We start from the raw sequence: 20,507 nt of genomic DNA, 5'->3' as shown, positions 1-20,507 counted from the left end.
CTGTCATTGAGTACAGCGCTTTTCCCCCCATTACTAGATTAAGAAGCCATGATCGAGATTAAACGTCGTCCCGCTGCTGATATTTCCAACCTGCCCACCACACTGTCTGCGTTGATGCGACGTATTTATGCCGCTCGTGGTATTGAGTCTTCGGTGCAATTAGAACGTGGTGCCAAAGGCTTACTTCCACCGCAGAAGCTTCATGGCATCAAAGCGGCTGCAGAGCTGCTTTTGAGTGCTATTAAAGACAATAAGCGTATTATTGTGGTTGGCGATTTTGATGCTGATGGTGCGACCTCTTCGGCATTGTCGGTGCTGGCGCTACGCATGTTGGGTTCAAGCAATGTCGATTATCTGGTCCCCAACCGTTTTGAAGATGGTTATGGCTTAAGCCCTGAGGTTGTAGAACAAGCCATCGAAATGGGCGTCGACCTCATCATGACTGTAGATAATGGCGTATCTTCTATAGAAGGGGTGCGATTTGCTAAACAAAACAACATTCAGGTATTGGTCACAGACCACCACTTACCAGGGCATGTATTGCCGGAAGCCGATGCCATGGTTAACCCGAATCTGCATGAATGCGATTTTCCTTCTAAGGCATTAGCAGGTGTTGGCGTAGCCTTTTATTTGATGGTGGCGCTACGCGCTTTGATGCGCCAAACAAACTGGTTCAATGAATCTGGCATAGCAGAGCCTAACCTTACCGAATTACTCGACTTAGTAGCACTCGGCACCGTTGCCGATGTCGTGCCACTGGATGAGAACAATCGAATCTTGGTACATCAAGGTTTGCAGCGTATTAGAGCAGGCCTTGGTCGCCCAGGAATTCAGGCTCTTATTGAAGTATCAAAACGAGAGCCTAGCCGCTTGGTCGCGTCTGATTTTGGTTTTGCACTCGGGCCTCGTATTAACGCGGCTGGACGCTTGGATGATATGTCGTTTGGCGTAGAACTATTGATGTGTAATAACATTCATGCTGCGAGACGTATGGCGACTGAACTTGATGCGCTTAATATTACTCGACGAGAAATTGAAGAGGGCATGAAGCAAGAAGCGCTGGCATTTTGCGAGCGATTGCAGTTCAGTGCCGATCAAGAAATGCCCTATGGAATTACGCTATTTCAGCGTGACTGGCACCAAGGGGTAATTGGTATTCTTGCTTCAAGAATCAAAGATAAATTCCATCGACCTGTTATTGCATTTGCCGATGGCGGTGACGGTTTGATTAAGGGGTCATGTCGCTCAATCAAAGGGCTACACATGCGTGATGCCTTAGATAAGATTGACGTACAAAACCCTGGGCTAATCCTAAAGTTTGGCGGGCATGCCATGGCTGCCGGATTGACCATTAAAGAGAGTGACTTTACGCGCTTTAGTGAGTTATTCGATCAAGCGGTTCGAGATGAGGTTGATGAGCATGCCTTAAAGGGCATTGTATTATCTGATGGTGAATTAACACCTGAAGAGTTCAATATGCATACTGCAATGGAGATCCGTAATGGTGGTCCTTGGGGGCAAGCCTTTCCTGAACCTATCTTTGATGGCGAGTTTAAGGTTTTGCATCAAAAGTTGGTGGGTGAGAAGCACCTTAAGCTGATGCTTGAACCTTTGCACAAGTCTCATGCCACTAACATTATGATCGATGCGATTGCCTTTAACGTCGATTTGCGTCGCTGGCCAGATCCTGCAACAACTAAAGTCAGAATGGCTTATCGCCTTGATATCAATGAGTTTAGAGGCAATCAATCCTTACAACTTATGGTTGAACATATTGATGCTGCCTAGCAAGGCAGCTCTATTTTCGGCTCTTTAATATCCACGAACTTCAAAATATTTCTGTATCTTGGTCACATTTTTGAGTAAAATTCCGCGGTTATTTTCTATTCAAAATATTGGCCAAAGATGTTTGAAATCAATCCGATTAAAAACCGCCTACAGGACGTGTCTGAGCGCACGAATGTCCTGAGGGGGTACCTTTGACTATGACGCTAAGAAAGAGCGCCTAGAAGAAGTAAATGCAGAGCTAGAACAACCAGATGTATGGAACGAACCTGAGCGTGCTCAAGCGCTAGGTAAAGAACGTGCATCACTAGAAGCTGTCGTTGAAACCATTGATTTACTGGATCAAGGTGTTGAAGACGTTGAAGGCTTGCTTGAACTAGCGGTTGAAGAAGAAGACCAAGAAACCTTTGACGAGATTGAACCTGAACTAGCAGAGCTTGAAGCTAAGCTAGCGAAGCTAGAGTTCCGTCGCATGTTCTCTGGTGACCACGATGGTGCTGATTGTTACATCGACCTTCAATCGGGTTCAGGTGGTACAGAAGCTCAGGATTGGACCAACATGATGCTACGCATGTACTTGCGTTGGGCTGATGCAAAAGGGTTCAAGACAGAGGTTATCGAAGTGTCTGAGGGTGAAGTTGCAGGCCTTAAAGGCGCAACAGTAAAGATTTCTGGTGAGTACGCCTACGGTTGGCTTCGCACTGAAACGGGTGTACACCGTCTCGTGCGTAAATCACCGTTTGACTCCAGTGGTCGTCGCCATACTTCGTTTGCATCTGCATTTATTTATCCAGAGATTGATGACAACATCCAGATCGATATTAATCCATCAGATCTTCGTATTGATGTATACCGCGCTTCTGGTGCAGGTGGTCAGCACGTAAACACCACTGAATCTGCGGTTCGTATTACTCACGTACCGACTAATATTGTGGTTCAGTGTCAGAATGACCGTTCTCAGCATAAGAACAAAGACCAAGCAATGAAACAGCTTCGTGCTAAATTGTTTGAGTTTGAATTGCAGAAACAAAACGCTGAGAAACAAGCAAACGAAGATGCGAAATCAGATATCGGTTGGGGTAGCCAAATTCGTTCTTACGTATTGGACGACTCTCGCATTAAAGATCTGCGCACTGGTGTTGAAAATCGTAACACCCAAGCCGTGCTTGACGGCGACCTAGACAAATTTATTGAAGCTAGCCTGAAATCAGGTCTGTAAGCTTTTCACCGAAAAAGAAGAAAACAGGATACATCGAAAATGACTGATGCTGTTCAAAATGAAAACCAACAAGAAGAAAATAAGCTAATTGCTGAGCGTCGTAGCAAGCTGGATCATATCCGCAAGACCTGCAAAGCAAACGGCCACCCAAATGACTTCCGTCGTGAGCACCTAGCTGGCGATCTTCAAGCGGAATTCGGTGAAAAGACCAAAGAAGAGCTAGAAGAGCTGAACCACATCGTAGCGATCGCTGGTCGTGTTATGGCGAAGCGTGGTCCTTTCTTGGCTATTCAAGAAACGTCTGGTCGTATCCAAGCATACGCAGCAAAAGATGTTCAAAAGCAGCTTAAAGAGCAATACCAAGGTTTAGACATCGGTGACATCATCGGTGTTAAGGGTGCACTGCACAAATCTGGTAAGGGTGACCTATACGTGAACATGGAAGAGTACGAGTTGCTGACTAAAGCACTGCGTCCACTTCCAGAGAAGTTCCACGGTTTGACCGACCAAGAGATGCGTTACCGTCAGCGCTATGTTGACCTGATCGTTAACGAAGATTCTCGTGAAGCGTTCATCATTCGCTCTAAGCTGGTTTCTTCTATCCGTAACTTCATGAGCTCTAAGGGTTACCTAGAAGTAGAAACTCCAATGATGCACGTGATCCCTGGTGGCGCAACAGCGCGTCCATTTATCACGCACCACAACGCGCTAGACATCGACATGTACCTACGTGTTGCTCCAGAGCTTTACCTCAAGCGTCTAGTTGTTGGTGGTTTTGACCGCGTATTTGAGATCAACCGTAACTTCCGTAACGAAGGTCTATCTCCGCGCCACAACCCTGAATTCACTATGATGGAATTCTACCAAGCTTATGCTGATTACAAAGATCTGATGGATCTGACTGAAGAGATGCTAAGCACAGTGGCTATGGATGTTCTAGGTTCAACCTCTATGCCTTACGGTGAAGAGACTGTTGAGTTTGGTGGCACATACGCTCGTATGAGCATGTTTGAAGCGATCAAACACTACAACCCAGACCATGCTGAAATTCAAGCGCTAACAGAAGCCGATCTACAAGACCGTGACAAGATGGTAGCCATTGCGAAATCTGTACACGTGCAAGTAGAAACGTTCTGGACTTGTGGTCAGCTTCTTGAAGAGATCTTTGGTGAAACGGCTGAGCCTCAGTTAATTCAGCCTACCTTCATTACAGGTTACCCTGCGGACATCTCTCCATTGGCTCGCCGTAGCGACAGCAACCCGTTCTTCACTGACCGCTTTGAGTTCTTCATTGGTGGCCGTGAGGTAGCAAATGGTTTCTCTGAGCTTAACGATGCAGAAGATCAAGATGCGCGCTTTAAAGCTCAGGTTGATGCGAAAGATGCAGGTGATGATGAAGCAATGTACTACGATGCTGATTACATTACAGCGCTAGAGCACGGTCTTCCACCGACAGCAGGTCAAGGTATTGGTATTGATCGCCTAGCGATGCTATTTACCAACACCCACACTATTCGTGACGTGATCCTATTCCCAGCGATGCGCCCTCAGCAGTAATCGCAGTTATAGAAGAATGAACAAGCCACATCAGCAATGATGTGGCTTTTTTTATGTTCCTGACTCTACCGGTTCCACTTCCTCTTGCAGTTCAAGTAGGTTAATCGCAATAGCGACAAAATCACTGTCAGTAATGATGCCAACCAATTTGCCATTCTGTACCACGGGTAAGCACCCAACTTTGCGCTTTTGCATCATCATTGCACTTTCTCGTAAACCGGCATGAGGGCTTACGGTGATGACGCTCCTACACATAGCTTGGTTGAGTGGGGTTTCTAGGGTATAGGCACTTTTATCTGGGTTAATTTGCAAGCTTGAGTCTTGAGCGGCCAATATGTCTCTTTGAGTCACTAAGCCTAGTAGCTCATCATCAACATCGACAACGGGTACATGCCTTATTTCATGCTCTGCCATCAGCTTTTTAGCATCAGCCAGAGTGTTGGAACGCAACAGGGTGTAGGGGTTGCGAGTCATAAGCTCGGCAATTTTTATCATAATAATCTCCTAGCAAGTTCCTAACCGATTCAACTCATTTAACTATAGTAATCAGACTCAATTTATACTTTGATTTACCCCTTAATTTGGATGAAAAAACGCAGAAAAATCCACTATTAAGTAAACTTGTGACCAGACAATATCTTGGCTGGTTTTCGTGAGTGATTGAGCATCTTTCCTTGATCTTGTCGGGGGGCAATCTATACTAGCGCCCTGCAAAATATTTAGCCTAGGAACGTTAATCGCCATGCAAGTTTCAGATTTTCATTTTGATCTACCCGATGAATTGATCGCGCGCTACCCGATGCCAGATCGTACTTCGAGTCGCCTACTGCAATTAACGGGCAATAGCGGTGAAGTTCAAGATAAAAGCTTTACTGACGTACTGGACTTGGTGAACGAGGGTGACTTGTTAGTGTTTAACAACACTCGAGTGATCCCTGCTCGTGTATTTGGCCGTAAGGCAAGTGGCGGTAAGATTGAGGTCCTAGTTGAGAGAATGGTGGATGAGCACACGATATTGGCTCATGTGCGTTCTTCAAAATCTCCAAAACCGGGTACTGAGTTGTTCCTTGGCGATAAAGATCAGTACGCGGCTAAAATGGTCGCTAGGCACGATGCCTTGTTTGAGATTCGTTTTACCTCTGATAAAGCGGTACTACAGATCTTAGAAGAAGTCGGTCACATGCCTTTGCCTCCTTATATTGATCGTCCGGATGAGGACTCAGATCAGGAGCGCTATCAAACGGTTTACAATGAGAAGCCGGGGGCAGTGGCTGCGCCAACAGCGGGTCTGCACTTTGATGATGAGATCTTAGAAAAGATTAAAGCAAAAGGCGCAAACCTTGCGTTTGTTACCTTGCATGTGGGAGCAGGTACATTCCAGCCTGTACGTGTTGATAATATTCTCGAGCATCACATGCACGCAGAATACGTAGAGGTAACTCAAGAGGTTGTTGATGCAATTAACGAGACCAAAGCTAAAGGCGGTCGTGTTATAGCGGTAGGCACTACCTCTGTGCGCTCATTGGAGAGCGCAGCTCAAGATGCTGTTCGTAATGGCACAAAGCTGAAACCATTCTTTGGTGACACCGATATCTTTATTTACCCTGGTTACGAGTTTCAGCTTATTGATTGCTTGCTTACCAACTTTCATTTACCTGAGTCGACACTGATTATGTTAGTGAGTGCCTTTGCTGGCTACGATAATGTAATGGGAGCTTATCAGCATGCAGTGGAGCACAAGTATCGATTCTTTAGTTATGGCGATGCGATGTTCGTTACTCGTAAGGGCTTGTAAGTTAAGTTGAAAAGTTAGATACCATTCCGATTTAGTTTGAAGGGTTCTATACAATTCATTTCGTGAGTGCTAGCTGTGCTAGGGGGCCTTGTTTAACAAGGCCTTTCGCGTAAAACGCGGCCACTCTTTTTTGGGACAAGTCGAAAGTAGATTATTGTCCTAAACTAACCGTCAGATTGTTTCTCTGGCACATTGGAGTAATTCGTGAAATTTGAACTTAAAAAAACCGACGGCGTAGCTCGTCGTGGTCAGCTACAGTTTGAACGAGGTTCGGTTCAAACCCCTGCATTTATGCCTGTTGGTACCTACGGTACTGTTAAGGGCATGACACCAGAAGAAGTGAAAGGGACTGGAGCTGAAATTTTACTGGGTAATACATTCCACCTTTGGCTAAGACCTGGCCAAGAAGTAATGAAGTTGCATGGTGATCTGCATGACTTCATGAACTGGCAAGGACCGATCTTGACTGATTCAGGTGGCTTTCAGGTATTTAGCTTAGGCGATATCCGTAAAATCACGGAAAAAGGCGTTCATTTCCGTAATCCGGTAAATGGTGACAAGATTTTCATGGATGCTGAGAAATCTATGGAAATTCAAAAAGATCTTGGCTCTGATGTCGTGATGATCTTCGACGAATGTACTCCTTATCCTGCTACGCATAACGAAGCTAAGAAATCGATGGAGATGTCTCTTCGTTGGGCTCAGCGCTCACGTGATCACTTCGATAAGCTAGAAAACCCTAATTCTCTATTCGGGATTGTGCAGGGCGGTGTTTATGAAGACCTGCGTGATGTTTCTGTTGAAGGTCTGACTAAGATTGGATTTGATGGTTACGCGGTAGGCGGTCTTGCTGTTGGTGAGCCAAAAGAAGACATGCACCGAATTCTTGAACACACGTGTCCGCAATTGCCTGTCGATAAGCCTCGCTACCTAATGGGCGTAGGTAAACCTGAGGACTTGGTTGAAGGTGTTCGTCGCGGTATCGACATGTTTGACTGCGTAATGCCGACTCGAAATGCACGTAATGGCCACCTATTTGTGACTGGCGGTGTGATCAAGATCCGAAACGCGAAACATAAAACCGATACAACCCCTCTAGATCCTGAGTGTGACTGTTACACTTGCCAGAACTATTCTAAATCGTATTTGCATCATCTAGATCGTTGTAATGAGATCTTGGGCTCTCGCCTGAACACCATTCATAACCTTCGTTACTATCAGCGCTTAATGGAAAGCATTCGTAAGGCGATTGATGAAGACAGGTTTGAATCTTTTGTAGAAGAGTTTTATGCACGTCGTGATCGCGAAGTGCCGCCGATGCTAAAGGCTGACGCTGAATAACAAACAATCATAAAAGGTGATGTAATCATACAAATTGTTGCATCTTCCTTGGTGGCTTTGTCGCTTACCCCTTGAAAAAGGGCCGATGAGGCCACATTTTGTCTTATAACTTAAATTTAATATTTTTTTAAAGGGGATTTTTAATGAGTCTATTCATTTCTCAAGCTCATGCAGCTGCAGAAGGTGGAGCACAAGGTGGTGGTTTTGAGATGCTGATCATGCTTGGCATGTTCGCGGTTATCTTTTACTTCATGATTTACCGTCCACAATCTAAGCGTGTAAAAGAGCACAAAAACCTAATCGCTTCAATGAGCAAAGGTGATGAAGTTCTAACTAGCGGTGGTCTAGTAGGTAAGATTTCTTCAATCTCTGAAGAGAACGATTTTCTTGCTATCGAACTAAATCCAAATAACGAAGTTGTAATCAAAAAGGACTTTGTTACTGCAGTGCTACCAAAAGGTACGCTGAAATCTCTTTAAGAACAGCTAGAGGATCCTCGCTGTGTTAAACCGTTATCCGTTATGGAAGTACTTGATGGTGGTTATGGCCATCTTAGTTGCGGCTTTGTACGCACTTCCAAATCTTTACGGTGAAGATCCAGCCATTCAAGTCACAGGGGCACGTGGTGCCTCTGTTGATATGGCAACCATGGACTCTGTCACCAACGCTCTTGATAAAGAGAACCTTTCCCATAAATCTATCGCCTTAGAGAATGGCTCCATTCTTGTTCGCTTTAGCGACACTGATACTCAAATTAGTGCACGTGACGTAATTAGCGAAGCACTGGGCTCAGATCTTATTGTTGCACTTAACCTTGCTCCAGCGACTCCAGGCTGGCTAGAAAGCATTGGTGCTGCTCCTATGAAGCTCGGTCTTGACCTACGTGGTGGTGTTCACTTCTTGATGGAAGTGGATATGGACGCTGCGATGGACAAGCTGATTGCGCAGCAAGAAGAGGCCTTCCGTAGCGAATTGCGCGAAGACCGCATTCGTTACCGCGCAATTCGTGCAGGCAAAGATTCAGTTGAAGTGATTCTGCGTGATGCTGAGCAGCTTGCTCAAGCAGAAACGACACTTAAGTCTAAGCACCCAGACATGATATTTGTTGATTCAGATAGCAATGGTCGCTTTATGCTGACGGCTACCTTCAACGACGCTCGTCTTGCTGAAATCCGTAATTACGCTGTTGAGCAAAATATTACTATCTTGCGTAACCGTGTGAACGAGTTAGGTGTTGCTGAGCCATTGGTTCAACGTCAAGGCGCTAGCCGCATCGTTGTTGAACTGCCAGGTGTTCAAGACACTGCACGAGCTAAAGAGATCCTAGGTGCTACGGCAACACTAGAATTCCGCGAAGTAGATATGCAGGCTGACTTAGCCGCTGCTGCAAATGGTCGTGTACCAGCAGGTAGTGAAGTTAAGTATGACCGTGATGGTCGTCCAGCGGTATTGAAAAAGCGTGTCATTCTTGGTGGTTCTAGCATTACCGATGCAAGCTCAAGTGCTGATGAATATGGTCGCCCTCAAGTAAACATCTCGCTAGATAGCGAAGGTGGTAGCAAGATGGCTGCTTTCTCTCGTCAGAACATTGGCAAGCTAATGGCCACGGTATTTGCGGAATACAAAGACAGTGGTAAGCGCACTCCTGAAGGCAAAGTCATCCTTGATAAGCATGAAGAAGTGATCAACCAAGCGACGATTCAGTCAGCTCTTGGTCGTAGCTTCCGTATTACGGGTATCGACTCTGCATCTGAAGCACACAACCTAGCATTGCTACTTCGTGCTGGTGCATTGATTGCGCCAATCTCGATTGTAGAAGAGCGCACCATCGGTCCTTCTATGGGTCAACAGAATATCGATATGGGTATTCAGGCGTGTATCTGGGGTATGGTGGCAGTAATGCTATTTACTCTTATTTACTACCGTAAGTTTGGCTTTATTGCCAACATGGCGCTAATGGCGAACCTTGTACTGATTATCGGTGTAATGTCGATGATTCCTGGTGCGACAATGACGCTACCGGGTATTGCGGGTATCGTATTGACTGTCGGTATGGCGGTCGATGCCAACGTTCTGATATTCGAGCGTATCCGTGAAGAGTTGCGCGAAGGGCGAAATCCTCAGCAAGCGATTCACCAAGGTTACGCTAACGCATTTAGTACGATTGCCGATGCCAATATTACAACGCTACTGACTGCAATCATCTTGTTTGCTGTAGGTACTGGTGCAATCAAAGGCTTTGCTGTGACTCTGTCTATCGGTATTTTAACCTCAATGTTTACTGCGATTATCGGTACACGTTGTGTGGTTAACCTGCTGTATGGCGGCAAGCGTGTTAACAAACTGTCGATCTAATTGAAGGTATTTCCATGTTTCAACTAATGAAAGCTGACAAAACGATCGACTTTATGCGCTGGTCAAAAGGCGCAGTAGTGTTTTCGTTGTTAATGATTGCAGCTTCTATCTATACCATTTCAACTAACTGGTTGAACTGGGGTCTAGATTTTACCGGTGGTACTCTGATTGAGGTGGGTTTTGAACACCCAGCTAATCTAGAAGAAATCCGAGCCTCTCTTGATGAAAAAGGCTTTGGCGATGCCACGGTACAAAACTTTGGTTCAGCTCGTGACGTAATGGTGCGTTTGCGCCCTCGTGACGATCTACAAGGTGAGCAGCTAGGTAGTCAAATCATCCGTGCTCTAGAAGAAGGCACTGGCGAATCTGTTGAGATGCGCCGTGTTGAATTCGTTGGGCCGAATGTAGGTGACGAGCTGGCAGAGGCGGGTGGTTTAGCAATCATCGTTTCTCTTATCTGTATTTTGCTGTATGTCTCTATGCGATTTGAATGGCGCCTAGCGGCTGGTGCGGTACTTGCACTAGCGCACGACGTTATCATTACGGTAGGCATCTTCTCTATCATGCAGATTGAGGTAGACCTGACCATCGTTGCGGCACTATTGACGGTTGTCGGTTACTCCCTCAACGATACCATCGTTGTATTTGACCGGATTCGTGAGAACTTCCGTAAGATGCGTAAGGGCGAATCGGTAGATATCATCAACGGTGCAATTACTCAGACATTGAGCCGTACCTTGATTACATCCGGTACAACCTTGTTCGTAGTTATCGCTCTATTTACTAAGGGCGGCGCTAACATCCACGGCTTTGCAACGGCATTGCTACTGGGTATTACAGTAGGTACATACTCATCTATCTACGTAGCTTCGAACTTGGCGCTAAAACTAGGTGTCTCTCGTGAGCACTTAATGCCACCTCAAGTTGAGAAGGAAGGCGCAGAATTTGACGAAATGCCTTAAGGCTTCGTTTAATTTCTAGTAGTCTTTTAAAGCGGTCAACGGAGAGTTGGCCGCTTTTCTTTTAAGCCCAATGTTGTAAGGAAACACCATGTCAGTAATTACCAATAACAGTGCCGTAACCATGCACTTTGCCATCAAGCTTGAGGATGGATCTATTGCAGATAGCACCTATCAGATGGGTAAGCCCGCTAAGTTAGTGATGGGTGATGGCAGTTTGAGTGACAACTTTGAGGCATGCTTGCTAGGTTTACAGGCTGGCGACAAAAATAGCGTTGAGCTAAAAGCGGCCGATGCGTTTGGCTTATCTAACCCAGATAACATTCATCATATGGATCGTGCCAAGTTTGTAGGTGAGGCACAGGTTGAGGTAGGCACTATCATGGCGTTTAACGGCCCAGATGGTGTGGAGATCCCTGGCATCATAACTGAGATAGCTGGTGATTCAGTGACGGTCGATTTTAACCACCCTTTAGCCGGTCGTGATGTAACCTTTGATGTAGAAATTGTCGCGATTGACTAATACCAACCGTAGTAAATAACTGCTTAGTCTAGCTAGTTAAAACACTCTACTCTTCAACTAAACTTACCTAGCAGGAATACCCACTCACTATTCGTGGTCATTCCTGTCTTGAGGTTACCTCGATAATATCGGTACAATGAGCGCGACTTTAGGTTGCTCATTGACTGGGTAACAAGGCCTTCACTAATGAAAGAAAAGACAATGGAAATCCTATTAGCTAACCCCCGTGGTTTTTGTGCCGGTGTAGACCGAGCAATCAGCATCGTCGAGCGAGCGCTTGAGATGTATCAACCACCGATCTATGTCCGTCACGAAGTGGTGCATAACCGCTTTGTTGTTGAGGGACTTAAGGCACGTGGAGCCATTTTTGTCGAAGAACTCAGTGAAGTACCAGACGACAATATCGTTATCTTTTCAGCGCATGGTGTTTCTCAAGCCGTGCGTAAAGAGGCCAAGCAGCGCGATTTAACTGTGTTCGATGCAACCTGTCCTCTAGTAACTAAAGTGCATATGGAGGTTGCTCGCGCAAGCCGCAAAAGTATTGAAGTCGTGTTAATTGGCCATGCTGGACACCCAGAAGTAGAAGGCACTATGGGGCAGTACGCCAGTGAAACTGGTGGTATGTACCTAGTCGAAAAGCCAGAAGATGTGGACTCATTATCAGTGAAAGACCCATCGAACTTACACTATGTGAGCCAAACTACGCTTTCGGTTGATGAAACTGCTGATGTTATTGATCGATTGCGCCAAGTGTTCCCTGAGATCCAAGGCCCACGTAAGGATGACATCTGCTACGCTACTCAAAACCGTCAAGATGCAGTGCGCACAATGGCAAATGAAGTGGACGTGATGATAGTGGTTGGTTCTAAGAACTCATCAAACTCTACTCGACTCAAAGAGCTAGCAGAGAAACTGGGTACTCCAGCCTATCTAACCGATTGCCCTGAAGATCTAGATGCGCAGTGGTTTAAAGGGAAGAATAAGGTGGGTATGACAGCTGGAGCTTCTGCACCAGAGGAGCTGGTTAATACGATCCTAGATAAGATTAAAACCTTATCGGATTGCAATGAGGTGACTGAGATTACTGGCCGCGAAGAGAACATGTTCTTCGAAGTCCCTAAAGAGCTGCAAGTTAAAGCAGTTTAGATTTTAGTTGATTATAAAAAAACGGGCTCCCTTTGGGAGCCCGTTTCGCTTGGTAAAGATTGAATACTAAGCGTTTTCTGTCACTGGATTAGGTTTCTCTTCATCAAGGTACTCGTCGTCGCCCTTGCCTTTAGAGATCTTAATTACTGTGCCTGTAATACCTAGCATTGTTAGCACACCAACGATGGTAGAAATCTGCATACCTAGACCAAAACCAAGTGTTGAGTTATTCAGGATGAAGGTAATACATACTGTGGTCATGAACATTGCAGGAACCGTTGTCACCCAGTGGAACTTGTTGTGACGCAATAGGTAAGCCGAAGCGGTCCAAAGCATCATTACTGCAGTTGTTTGGTTAGCAAAACCGAAGTAGCGCCAGATAACACCGAAGTCTACTTGAGTTAAGATTCCACCTACAACGAACAGTGGAACAGCCATCATTAGGCGGTTACGCATAGCGCGTTGGTCTAGGTTGAAGTACTCAGCAAGGATCAAGCGGCTTGAACGGAATGCCGTGTCACCTGAAGTAATTGGCAGGATAACCACACCTAGGAAGGCGATGATGCCACCGAATACACCTAGTAGGCCAAACGATGAGTCATAAACCACTTTACCTGGACCACCATTGGCAACAACGTCAGACAGTGCTTCTACAGAGCCGAAGAATGATAGTGCTAGTGCACACCAGATAAGAGCGATAATGCCTTCACCAATCATTGCACCGTAGAATACGAAGCGGCCATTCTTTTCGTTATCCATACAGCGAGCCATCAGCGGAGACTGAGTCGCGTGGAAACCAGAGATTGCACCACAAGCGATAGTGATGAATAGCGCAGGCCATAGCGGTAGATCATTAGGGTTCATGTTTGAGAACATATCGCTAATCTCGAAACCACCCATAATAGTGTGCTCACTAGACATAGCGACAGCTGAGATTAGACCTACAGACATGAAGATAAGTAGTGCACCGAACAGCGGATAGAAGCGCCCGATGATTTTGTCTACTGGTACGATAGTTGCGATGATGTAGTACGTGAAAATGATGGCAACCATGGTGCCCATAGTCACTGTCATATCAGTTTGGTCATTCACAAGGTTTGTGATCATGCCTGCTGGAGCCGATACGAAAACCACACCCACAAGAAGCAACAGAACAATGGCAAAAATGTTCATAAAGTGTTTTGCGCCATTGCCTAGGTAACGTCCAGTCAGTGTTGGTACAGAAGCACCGCCGTTACGGACGGAAAGCATACCAGAGAAGTAATCGTGTACCGCACCCGCAAAGATACAACCTAGTACGATCCAAAGCATTGCAGCTGGGCCGTAAAGTGCACCCATGATTGGGCCGAAGATTGGGCCTACGCCAGCAATGTTAAGTAGCTGAACTAGGTAAACCTTTTTAGTCGACATCGGTACGAAATCAACGCCATCTTGCTTAGTAATTGCCGGGGTTTGACGATTTTCATTGATGCCGAATATTTTTTCTATCACGGCGCCATAGATAAAGTAGCCAGCAATCAATGCTGCTACGCAGGTAAGAAACCACATCATAACTATATTCTCTTTTGGTTACGGGTTTAAATCAGGAAATTTCTGATTACATAGTATGAAAACCGCAATGCAACTACATTCGGTGTGTGGGTTAGTGGTCGAATAGCAAGTTAAGTGGCTAAATAACCGTGTGAGTGGTTTAAAGAAACCTCACTTTTTAGATAATGTGATCTGTGTATGCTAAGCTCTTAAAAAACAATATGTTAAGTGAGTCACAATGAAAGGATTTAAGCTGGTTCTACTTTCCGTCATCCCATTTTTATTTGCCTGTGCAAGTGGGGATGAGGCATTAGCAGAGAAAGGCGACTGGGAAGGCATTGGGTACGCGGACGGTGTGAAAGGACGCACTCAGCGCTCCTATTCCACCCTCAATGAACTTGGTGCAGCCAACATGGGTGCTTATGAGCAAGGTTATAGCAAAGGCGTTGCCGAGTTTTGTAACCCTAATTTTGCTTATCAAATGGGGTTGTCTGGAGTGTATTACGAAGGGGTTTGTGAAGGCACCAAAGACGGGCAAAAGTTTCGTATGGAGTGGCAGCGAGGCTGGAACGAGAGTAACCAACTCGGCTATTAAAATAGTGAGTTAATTACTCCCTTCATTCTAGTCAAAAAGGATTTATCCGCGAATAAATCCTTTTTGTCTTGCGAGTTGTTGCTGAGCCTGCTGTTTGTTTTGGCCAGTCAGTTGCATCATGATTGCGAGCTTCACTTGCATATCGGCGTCAGATAAGACCTTTTCAGCCTCTTGTTCACTGCACTCAGTCGCTTGCATAATAATTCTCACTGCACGTGCATTAAGCTTTTCATTACTAGGCTTAACGTCAACCATGAGGTTTTGATAAGCCTTACCTACCTTAATCATACTGGCTGTGCTTAACATATTTAGCACTAACTTTTGCGCTGTTCCTGCTTTTAGTCGAGTAGAGCCCGTTAATACCTCTGGCCCTACAACGGGACTGATCGCAGTCTTTGCAAGGGAGGCAATCGCCGAATCTGGATTGCAAGACAATGAAACTGTGTAGGCACCAAGTGCATTGGCGTAGTTTAACGCACCAATCACATAAGGGGTTCGGCCGCTGGCTGCGATGCCAACCACGACGTCTTTATCGGTTAGGTTTAGCAGCTTTAGGTCTTGCTCGGCTAAAGTTAAGCTATCTTCTGCCCCTTCTTGAGCGCGAAACATCGCTTCTTTGCCTCCCGCAATCAACCCGATCACCATGTTGTCATCCACGCTAAAGGTAGGAGGACACTCAGAAGCATCGAGTACGCCAAGTCGTCCGCTGGTACCCGCGCCAAGATAGATAAGTCGACCGCCCTGTTGGAATGCCTCGCAGATGCGATCTACAGCCTTGGCTATATGTGGCAGTTCTTTTTGGATAGCTATGGGAACTTCCGCATCCGCTTGATTCATCTTCTCAACGATTTCTAAGCAGCTAAGAGTATCGATATCCATAGTCTCAGGATTTCGATTTTCTGAGACTAATTTTGAGAGTGAGTTGAGCAATGTACTTTGTGACATGAAAAACCTTATTCTGGGTTGTAGATGACGCCAAGAGAGGTCGCTTGGCGTGCCCCTGTGACCTTAGGAAGATTACTTGGAAGATTGTGAATACGGCGATAGGCTAACCAAGCAAAGGCCAGTGCTTCCATATAATCGCCGCTAATGCCTTGAGAATCAGTGGTATCAAGATTCCAGTTCTCAAGCAACGTCTGAAGTCTTTGCATGAGCGCTGTATTGCGAGCACCGCCGCCACAAACCAGCAGTTGGTCACTATGCTCAGTGCTGTAAAGCTGGCATTGCTGGGCAATGCTAAGGGCTGTAAATTCCAACAGCGTTGCTTGCACATCTTCGGCTAGCAATGGCTGTTGTAGCTTGTTAACAATACTTTCAAGCCATACTAAGTTGTAATGCTCTCTTCCCGTACTCTTTGGTGGAAGCTCAGATAGGTAGGGGTCTTGCATTAATTGGTTTAGTAATTGAGGGTGGACTTGCCCACTGCGAGCAAAAAGCCCATCATGATCAAATTGCTTGTTAAGGTGTTTTTGTACCCAAGCGTCCATCAACATATTGCCCGGCCCCGTATCGTAGCCTAGCACCTCTCCTGTGGGTTGAAGCACTGAGATATTAGAGATGCCACCAATATTCAATATCAACTTACAGCCACTGCTTATATTGAACAACGTTTGGTGATAGGCGGGTACCAAAGGTGCGCCTTGTCCGCCTAAGGCCATATCTTTACGTCTAAAGTCTGCAACAGTGGTGATACCTGTGTTAACCGCAATTAGGTTGGCGTCACCAATTTGAGTGGTAAAGGGTGTATCACCCGTAGGCTGGTGGTAAACGGTTTGGCCGTGACAACCAATGGCGGTGATCTCTGCGGGATCTAACTTTAGAAACGTCAAAAATGCCTGAACGGCATCGGCATACAGCAGTGCAAATTGATGATCGAGAGTGCCGAGTTCTTTTAGCGTGGTTGACTGCCCTTGGCATACATTGAGTGTTCTTTGTTTTAGATCTTTGGGCAAAGGGAATTCAAAGGTCTCGAGGCAATGAGTTTTGCCATGCTCAAAGTGAGCGAGAGCGAGGTCGACACCATCTAAACTAGTGCCAGACATGATTCCAATATAGAGCTCTTTTTTGTCCATATTTGAGGGGTCAAATCCGTTCAGTCATTGTCAAAATACAATAAACTGAATACCCTGCTAATGCCACACTAGATATGCGATATAAGGATGAAAGATGGGCCCGCTTTGGTTAGATGTTGAAAGCTTTGAAGTTGATGCAGAAGAAAAAGAAATCTTGCAGCACCCTACGGTAGGCGGTGTAATCCTTTTTGCACGCAACTACCACGATAATGAACAGCTACAAGCTTTGACAGAGTCTATCCGTGCTGCTGCAAAACGCCCAATATTGATTGGTGTTGACCAAGAGGGGGGCCGAGTGCAGCGCTTTAAAGACGGCTTTACCCGTATTCCTGCTGCGCAAAGCTTCGCTACTCACGCCAATGGTGAGCAACTAGCAAAACAGGCTGGTTGGTTAATGGCGTCTGAAGTCATTGCACACGGTATTGATCTTAGTTTTGCCCCTGTTTTGGATCAAGGGCATCAGTGTTTGGCGATTGGTTCGCGCGCTTTTGGTGAAGGCAAAGAGACCATACTCCGTCATAGTACGGCCTATATGCTTGGCATGAAACAGGCGGGTATGGCGACAACGGGCAAGCACTTTCCTGGCCATGGCGGTGTCATTGCGGACTCTCATAAAGAGACTCCTATTGATCAACGTCAGAATATCTTTGATCTCGATATGGATATCTTTCGCGCGCAGATTGAAGCAGGACTACTTGATGCAATGATGCCGGCACATGTGATTTATCCTGCTTATGACGATAAGCCAGCAAGTGGCTCTGAATATTGGTTAAAGTCGATTCTTCGCCAAAAGCTGGGCTTTCAAGGCTTGGTATTCTCTGATGATTTAAATATGGAAGGGGCGGGTATCATGGGCGGCGCTGCAGATAGGGCAACACAAAGCCTACGTGCTGGGTGCGATATGGTTCTGATGTGCAATAACCGTGAGCGAGCTGTTCAGATCCTTGATGCCCTGCCAGTCACTGAGGTGCCAAAGGCAGAGCTGCTAGTGAAGAAACAGTCTTTTAACTTGCAAGAACTCAGAGCAAGTAGAGAATGGAAAGAAGCCACGGAAAGTTTAAGTAAAGCCGAGCTTTTCCTTTAACACCTTCAAGTAACGTCTACTCACAGGGGCTTGGTGACCACCTATGGTGATAATCTCAGCCAAGCCTTGATCCAGTAATTTAATCTCACGAATCGCTTTTGGGCTGACTAGATATTGCCGATGACAGCGCATTAGTGAGGTTTTCTCTTCCAGTACCTTCAAGGTTAATTGACTGCTAGTGGTGTGCTCACTTGTTTGGATGTTCACACCGCTAATATCACTGTACGCCACCTCAATATCCTCTACTGGGACGAGCATTATTCTGTTATGACCAATACAGGGGACTTGTTCTAGTGTGGCTGGAGTAATGGCTGAGATATCAGCGCTAAGCAGCTCTTTCTTAAATCGCTTAATGAGTCGACAAACCGTTTTTTCTAATCGCTGCGGATCAACGGGTTTGAGAAGATAATCAAAGGCATTATCTTCAAAGGCTTGCAGCGCATATTGATCATAGGCAGTAATAAACACCACCAGTGGCATAGTGTCAGGGTCTAGCATGCTTAGTAATTCAATACCTGATACCTGTGGCATGTGGATATCTAGAAACACTACATCCGGTTTCAAGGTATTGATCTTTTGTAGCCCTTGTATGGCATTTGCTGCTTGATCAATGACTTCAATTTGTTGAGTTTGTTCAAGAAGCTCAATTAGCTCTTCTCTAGCAAACAGTTCATCATCGATGACTAGGGCCTTAAGCATGTTTGTCCTTATGCTGATTTGGGATGATAAAACTCATTCGAGTGTGATTGTTAGGGTCACATTCAATCTTCAGTTGATACTGCTCCCCAAAGTAGTTTGTTAGACGTTTAGCGACGATTTGCATCCCAAGTCCCGTTTGATCTTTGTTTTCAGGTTCATAAGACCCTGCGTTATCTTCTACAGTAATGCGATCGCCTGTGGCATCGGGGCTGCTATAAATCTTCACTATGCCATTTTCAAGTAAGTTGGAGACTCCATGCTTGATGGCGTTTTCAACTAGGGGTTGCAGTGTGAAACTAGGTACCATTCTGTCTAGCAGGTGCTCTGCAATATCAATCTCAACGTCTAAGCGATCCACAAAGCGTGATTTCTCAATAGTTAGGTAAGAATTGACGTGTGCTAACTCTTCTTTAAGGGTAACAAACTCAGTATTTCGCTTCAGATTTCCGCGAAAAAACTGTGAAAGATGCTGGATAAGTTCTCTGGCTTTGTGAGGATCTCGACGTGTGATAGCGCTAATCGTGTTCAGGGCATTAAATAGGAAATGAGGGTTTACCTGCGCGTGCAGCAGTTTTATTTCAGCTTGAGACAGCAGCATTTTTTTCTGCTGATACTCACTGTTAAGGATCTGGCTGGAAAGTAGCTCTGCAATCCCTTTGGCCATGGTCATATTAATAGATGAAAAAAGCTTAACTCTTGGCTCATACAGCTTAATGGTTCCAATCACTTTATCATCGGCAATTAGGGGGATAACTAGGGCAGAACCCAATTTACAGTCAGAAGAAAGGGAGCATTGATAGGGGCTTTTTCTGCCATCAAGATAGATAATTCGCTGCTCTCGGATAGAGGTATGGGTATATTCAGAAGAAATAGGAGTATTTGGCCTATGATGATCCGACCCGATGCCTTCGAAGGCCAAGATCTTATCTTTATCGGTAATGGCAACCGCGCCAACATGGGTCTCATCTTGAATAATTGAGGCTATTTTTTGGGCGCTTTGTGTATTGAGTCCTTCAGATAACACACCGACGGTTCTCTCTGCAATATTTAGGGCTCGCCTAGAATAAGCAGAAGAGTATTTCTCTAAGATGGCGCGCCTATCTTGTAGAATGCTAATAAAGAATGCTGCGCCAAGGGAGTTGGCCAGAATCATTGGTATAGCGATAGCCTCTACCAGTGATATTGCCTGTTCCATGGGTTTTGCCACAATCACAATGATCAGCATTTGCATGATTTCAGCGACTAAGGTGACGTTAAAGACGATCACAGCACTGAATAGGCGATCTGTCTTGCCTTTCCTGACCATATATAAGTGCACTAGGCCGCCAATCAGTCCTTCTACTGTGGTGGAAATTGCACAAGCAAGGTCGGTAAATCCGCCCATGGAGTAACGGTGCATACCACCGGTGAAGCCTACCGCGAACCCAACCAATGGCCCGCCAAATATCCCACCCAGCACTGCACCGATTGCGCGGGTGTTAGCGATGGCATCATCGATCTGCAAACCAAAATAGGTACCGAGAATGCAGAACAGAGAAAACATGACATAGCAGATGAGTTTGTGGCTGCGCCTTTCTGAAATATTGAGAAGAGGGATAACCAATGGGGTCTTACTTAGGGTATAAGCCACCATTAGATACACACACATTTGCTGTAGGAGAGAAAGGATCAATTCCATTTTTGGTTAACTCAGCGCAATAGATACCCCTAATTCTATACTTATTGTTGTTTTGGACTGGATTTTTTATTGTGAAAACAAGGGGTAGAACACTCATGAAGTAAGCGTATATCGAGGGTAAAGAAACACCTTTAACCTAAAGTGTAAATCAAGGTGTACATTGAGTGTA

The 20,507-nt window shown here is 45.6% G+C and carries 18 protein-coding genes; 12 read left to right on the top strand and 6 right to left on the bottom strand.

What is annotated here, in order from left to right:
• The first annotated feature begins 48 nt into the window (after positions 1–48).
• The 3 genes from recJ to lysS all read left to right on the top strand — a co-directional run bounded on the left by recJ (position 49) and on the right by lysS (position 4,561).
• Positions 49–1,788: a single-stranded-DNA-specific exonuclease RecJ gene (gene recJ / locus OCU46_RS11585; RefSeq protein ID WP_141270723.1), complete on the top strand. Its 1,740-nt coding sequence runs from the start codon at positions 49–51 to the stop codon at positions 1,786–1,788.
• A 117-nt stretch (positions 1,789–1,905) separates the two neighbouring features.
• Positions 1,906–3,004, top strand: a protein-coding gene (gene prfB, locus OCU46_RS11580) for a peptide chain release factor 2 (RefSeq protein WP_141270722.1) whose coding sequence is annotated in 2 segments (ribosomal slippage) — positions 1,906–1,980 and positions 1,982–3,004 — 1,098 coding nt in all. Because the reading frame shifts where the segments join, the coding sequence is not laid out codon by codon here.
• Positions 3,005–3,043: 39 nt separating this feature from the next.
• Complete coding sequence (gene lysS, locus OCU46_RS11575) at positions 3,044–4,561, top strand: lysine--tRNA ligase (protein ID WP_141270721.1); 1,518 nt, start codon at positions 3,044–3,046, stop codon at positions 4,559–4,561.
• Between the two features lie 51 nt (positions 4,562–4,612).
• Here the strand turns inward: lysS and OCU46_RS11570 are convergent, their stop codons facing one another.
• A complete protein-coding gene (locus OCU46_RS11570; protein ID WP_141270720.1) occupies positions 4,613–5,056 on the bottom strand; it encodes a CBS domain-containing protein in 444 nt (147 codons plus the stop codon).
• A gap of 247 nt (positions 5,057–5,303) precedes the next feature.
• Between OCU46_RS11570 and queA the strand changes: the two genes are divergently transcribed.
• From queA to ispH, 7 genes are all read left to right on the top strand, one after another.
• Entirely contained in the window at positions 5,304–6,356 is a 1,053-nt protein-coding gene (gene queA, locus OCU46_RS11565; protein WP_141270719.1) for a tRNA preQ1(34) S-adenosylmethionine ribosyltransferase-isomerase QueA, read from the top strand.
• 204 nt (positions 6,357–6,560) lie between these two features.
• Positions 6,561–7,697 (top strand): tRNA guanosine(34) transglycosylase Tgt, encoded by a 1,137-nt coding sequence (gene tgt, locus OCU46_RS11560; RefSeq protein WP_141270718.1) that lies wholly within the window; start codon positions 6,561–6,563, stop codon positions 7,695–7,697.
• A gap of 143 nt (positions 7,698–7,840) precedes the next feature.
• A complete protein-coding gene (yajC, locus tag OCU46_RS11555) occupies positions 7,841–8,176 on the top strand; it encodes a preprotein translocase subunit YajC (RefSeq protein WP_141270717.1) in 336 nt (111 codons plus the stop codon).
• Between the two features lie 22 nt (positions 8,177–8,198).
• Positions 8,199–10,052 (top strand): protein translocase subunit SecD, encoded by a 1,854-nt coding sequence (gene secD / locus OCU46_RS11550; protein ID WP_141270716.1) that lies wholly within the window; start codon positions 8,199–8,201, stop codon positions 10,050–10,052.
• A gap of 14 nt (positions 10,053–10,066) precedes the next feature.
• On the top strand, positions 10,067–11,014 hold the full coding sequence (gene secF / locus OCU46_RS11545) for a protein translocase subunit SecF (RefSeq protein ID WP_141270715.1): 948 nt from the start codon (positions 10,067–10,069) through the stop codon (positions 11,012–11,014).
• Between the two features lie 88 nt (positions 11,015–11,102).
• A complete protein-coding gene (gene fkpB / locus OCU46_RS11540; RefSeq protein WP_141270714.1) occupies positions 11,103–11,534 on the top strand; it encodes an FKBP-type peptidyl-prolyl cis-trans isomerase in 432 nt (143 codons plus the stop codon).
• A gap of 201 nt (positions 11,535–11,735) precedes the next feature.
• On the top strand, positions 11,736–12,680 hold the full coding sequence (gene ispH, locus OCU46_RS11535; protein WP_141270908.1) for a 4-hydroxy-3-methylbut-2-enyl diphosphate reductase: 945 nt from the start codon (positions 11,736–11,738) through the stop codon (positions 12,678–12,680).
• 66 nt (positions 12,681–12,746) lie between these two features.
• Here the strand turns inward: ispH and OCU46_RS11530 are convergent, their stop codons facing one another.
• The gene (locus OCU46_RS11530; protein ID WP_141270713.1) at positions 12,747–14,231 is read right to left on the bottom strand and encodes a carbon starvation CstA family protein; all 1,485 of its coding nucleotides are present in this window, start codon (positions 14,229–14,231) and stop codon (positions 12,747–12,749) included.
• Positions 14,232–14,448: 217 nt separating this feature from the next.
• Between OCU46_RS11530 and OCU46_RS11525 the strand changes: the two genes are divergently transcribed.
• The gene (locus OCU46_RS11525) at positions 14,449–14,805 is read left to right on the top strand and encodes a DUF2799 domain-containing protein (RefSeq protein ID WP_141270712.1); all 357 of its coding nucleotides are present in this window, start codon (positions 14,449–14,451) and stop codon (positions 14,803–14,805) included.
• A gap of 42 nt (positions 14,806–14,847) precedes the next feature.
• Here the strand turns inward: OCU46_RS11525 and murQ are convergent, their stop codons facing one another.
• Together murQ and OCU46_RS11515 are read right to left on the bottom strand one after the other, a co-directional pair.
• Positions 14,848–15,750 (bottom strand): N-acetylmuramic acid 6-phosphate etherase, encoded by a 903-nt coding sequence (gene murQ / locus OCU46_RS11520; RefSeq protein ID WP_141270711.1) that lies wholly within the window; start codon positions 15,748–15,750, stop codon positions 14,848–14,850.
• Between the two features lie 8 nt (positions 15,751–15,758).
• Positions 15,759–16,877: an anhydro-N-acetylmuramic acid kinase gene (locus OCU46_RS11515; protein WP_141270710.1), complete on the bottom strand. Its 1,119-nt coding sequence runs from the start codon at positions 16,875–16,877 to the stop codon at positions 15,759–15,761.
• Positions 16,878–16,971: 94 nt separating this feature from the next.
• On the opposite strand from OCU46_RS11515, the gene nagZ reads away from it, so the two are divergent.
• Entirely contained in the window at positions 16,972–17,961 is a 990-nt protein-coding gene (gene nagZ / locus OCU46_RS11510) for a beta-N-acetylhexosaminidase (protein ID WP_141270709.1), read from the top strand.
• On the opposite strand, the gene btsR is transcribed toward nagZ, so the two are convergent.
• Positions 17,935–18,660, bottom strand: coding sequence for a two-component system response regulator BtsR (gene btsR / locus OCU46_RS11505; RefSeq protein ID WP_141270708.1), 726 nt, complete (start codon positions 18,658–18,660; stop codon positions 17,935–17,937). The two genes, nagZ and btsR, sit on opposite strands and share 27 nt — an antisense overlap.
• Positions 18,653–20,338, bottom strand: coding sequence for a sensor histidine kinase (locus OCU46_RS11500; protein WP_141270707.1), 1,686 nt, complete (start codon positions 20,336–20,338; stop codon positions 18,653–18,655). Before OCU46_RS11500 ends, btsR begins: the two co-directional genes overlap by 8 nt.
• Between the last annotated feature and the right edge of the window lie 169 nt (positions 20,339–20,507).

It is taken from the genome of Vibrio comitans (assembly GCA_024346835.1).
Lineage (GTDB): Bacteria > Pseudomonadota > Gammaproteobacteria > Enterobacterales > Vibrionaceae > Vibrio > Vibrio comitans.
Note: the sequence above shows the minus strand (reverse complement) of the source record. Positions and strands in the feature narration are given on the sequence as shown.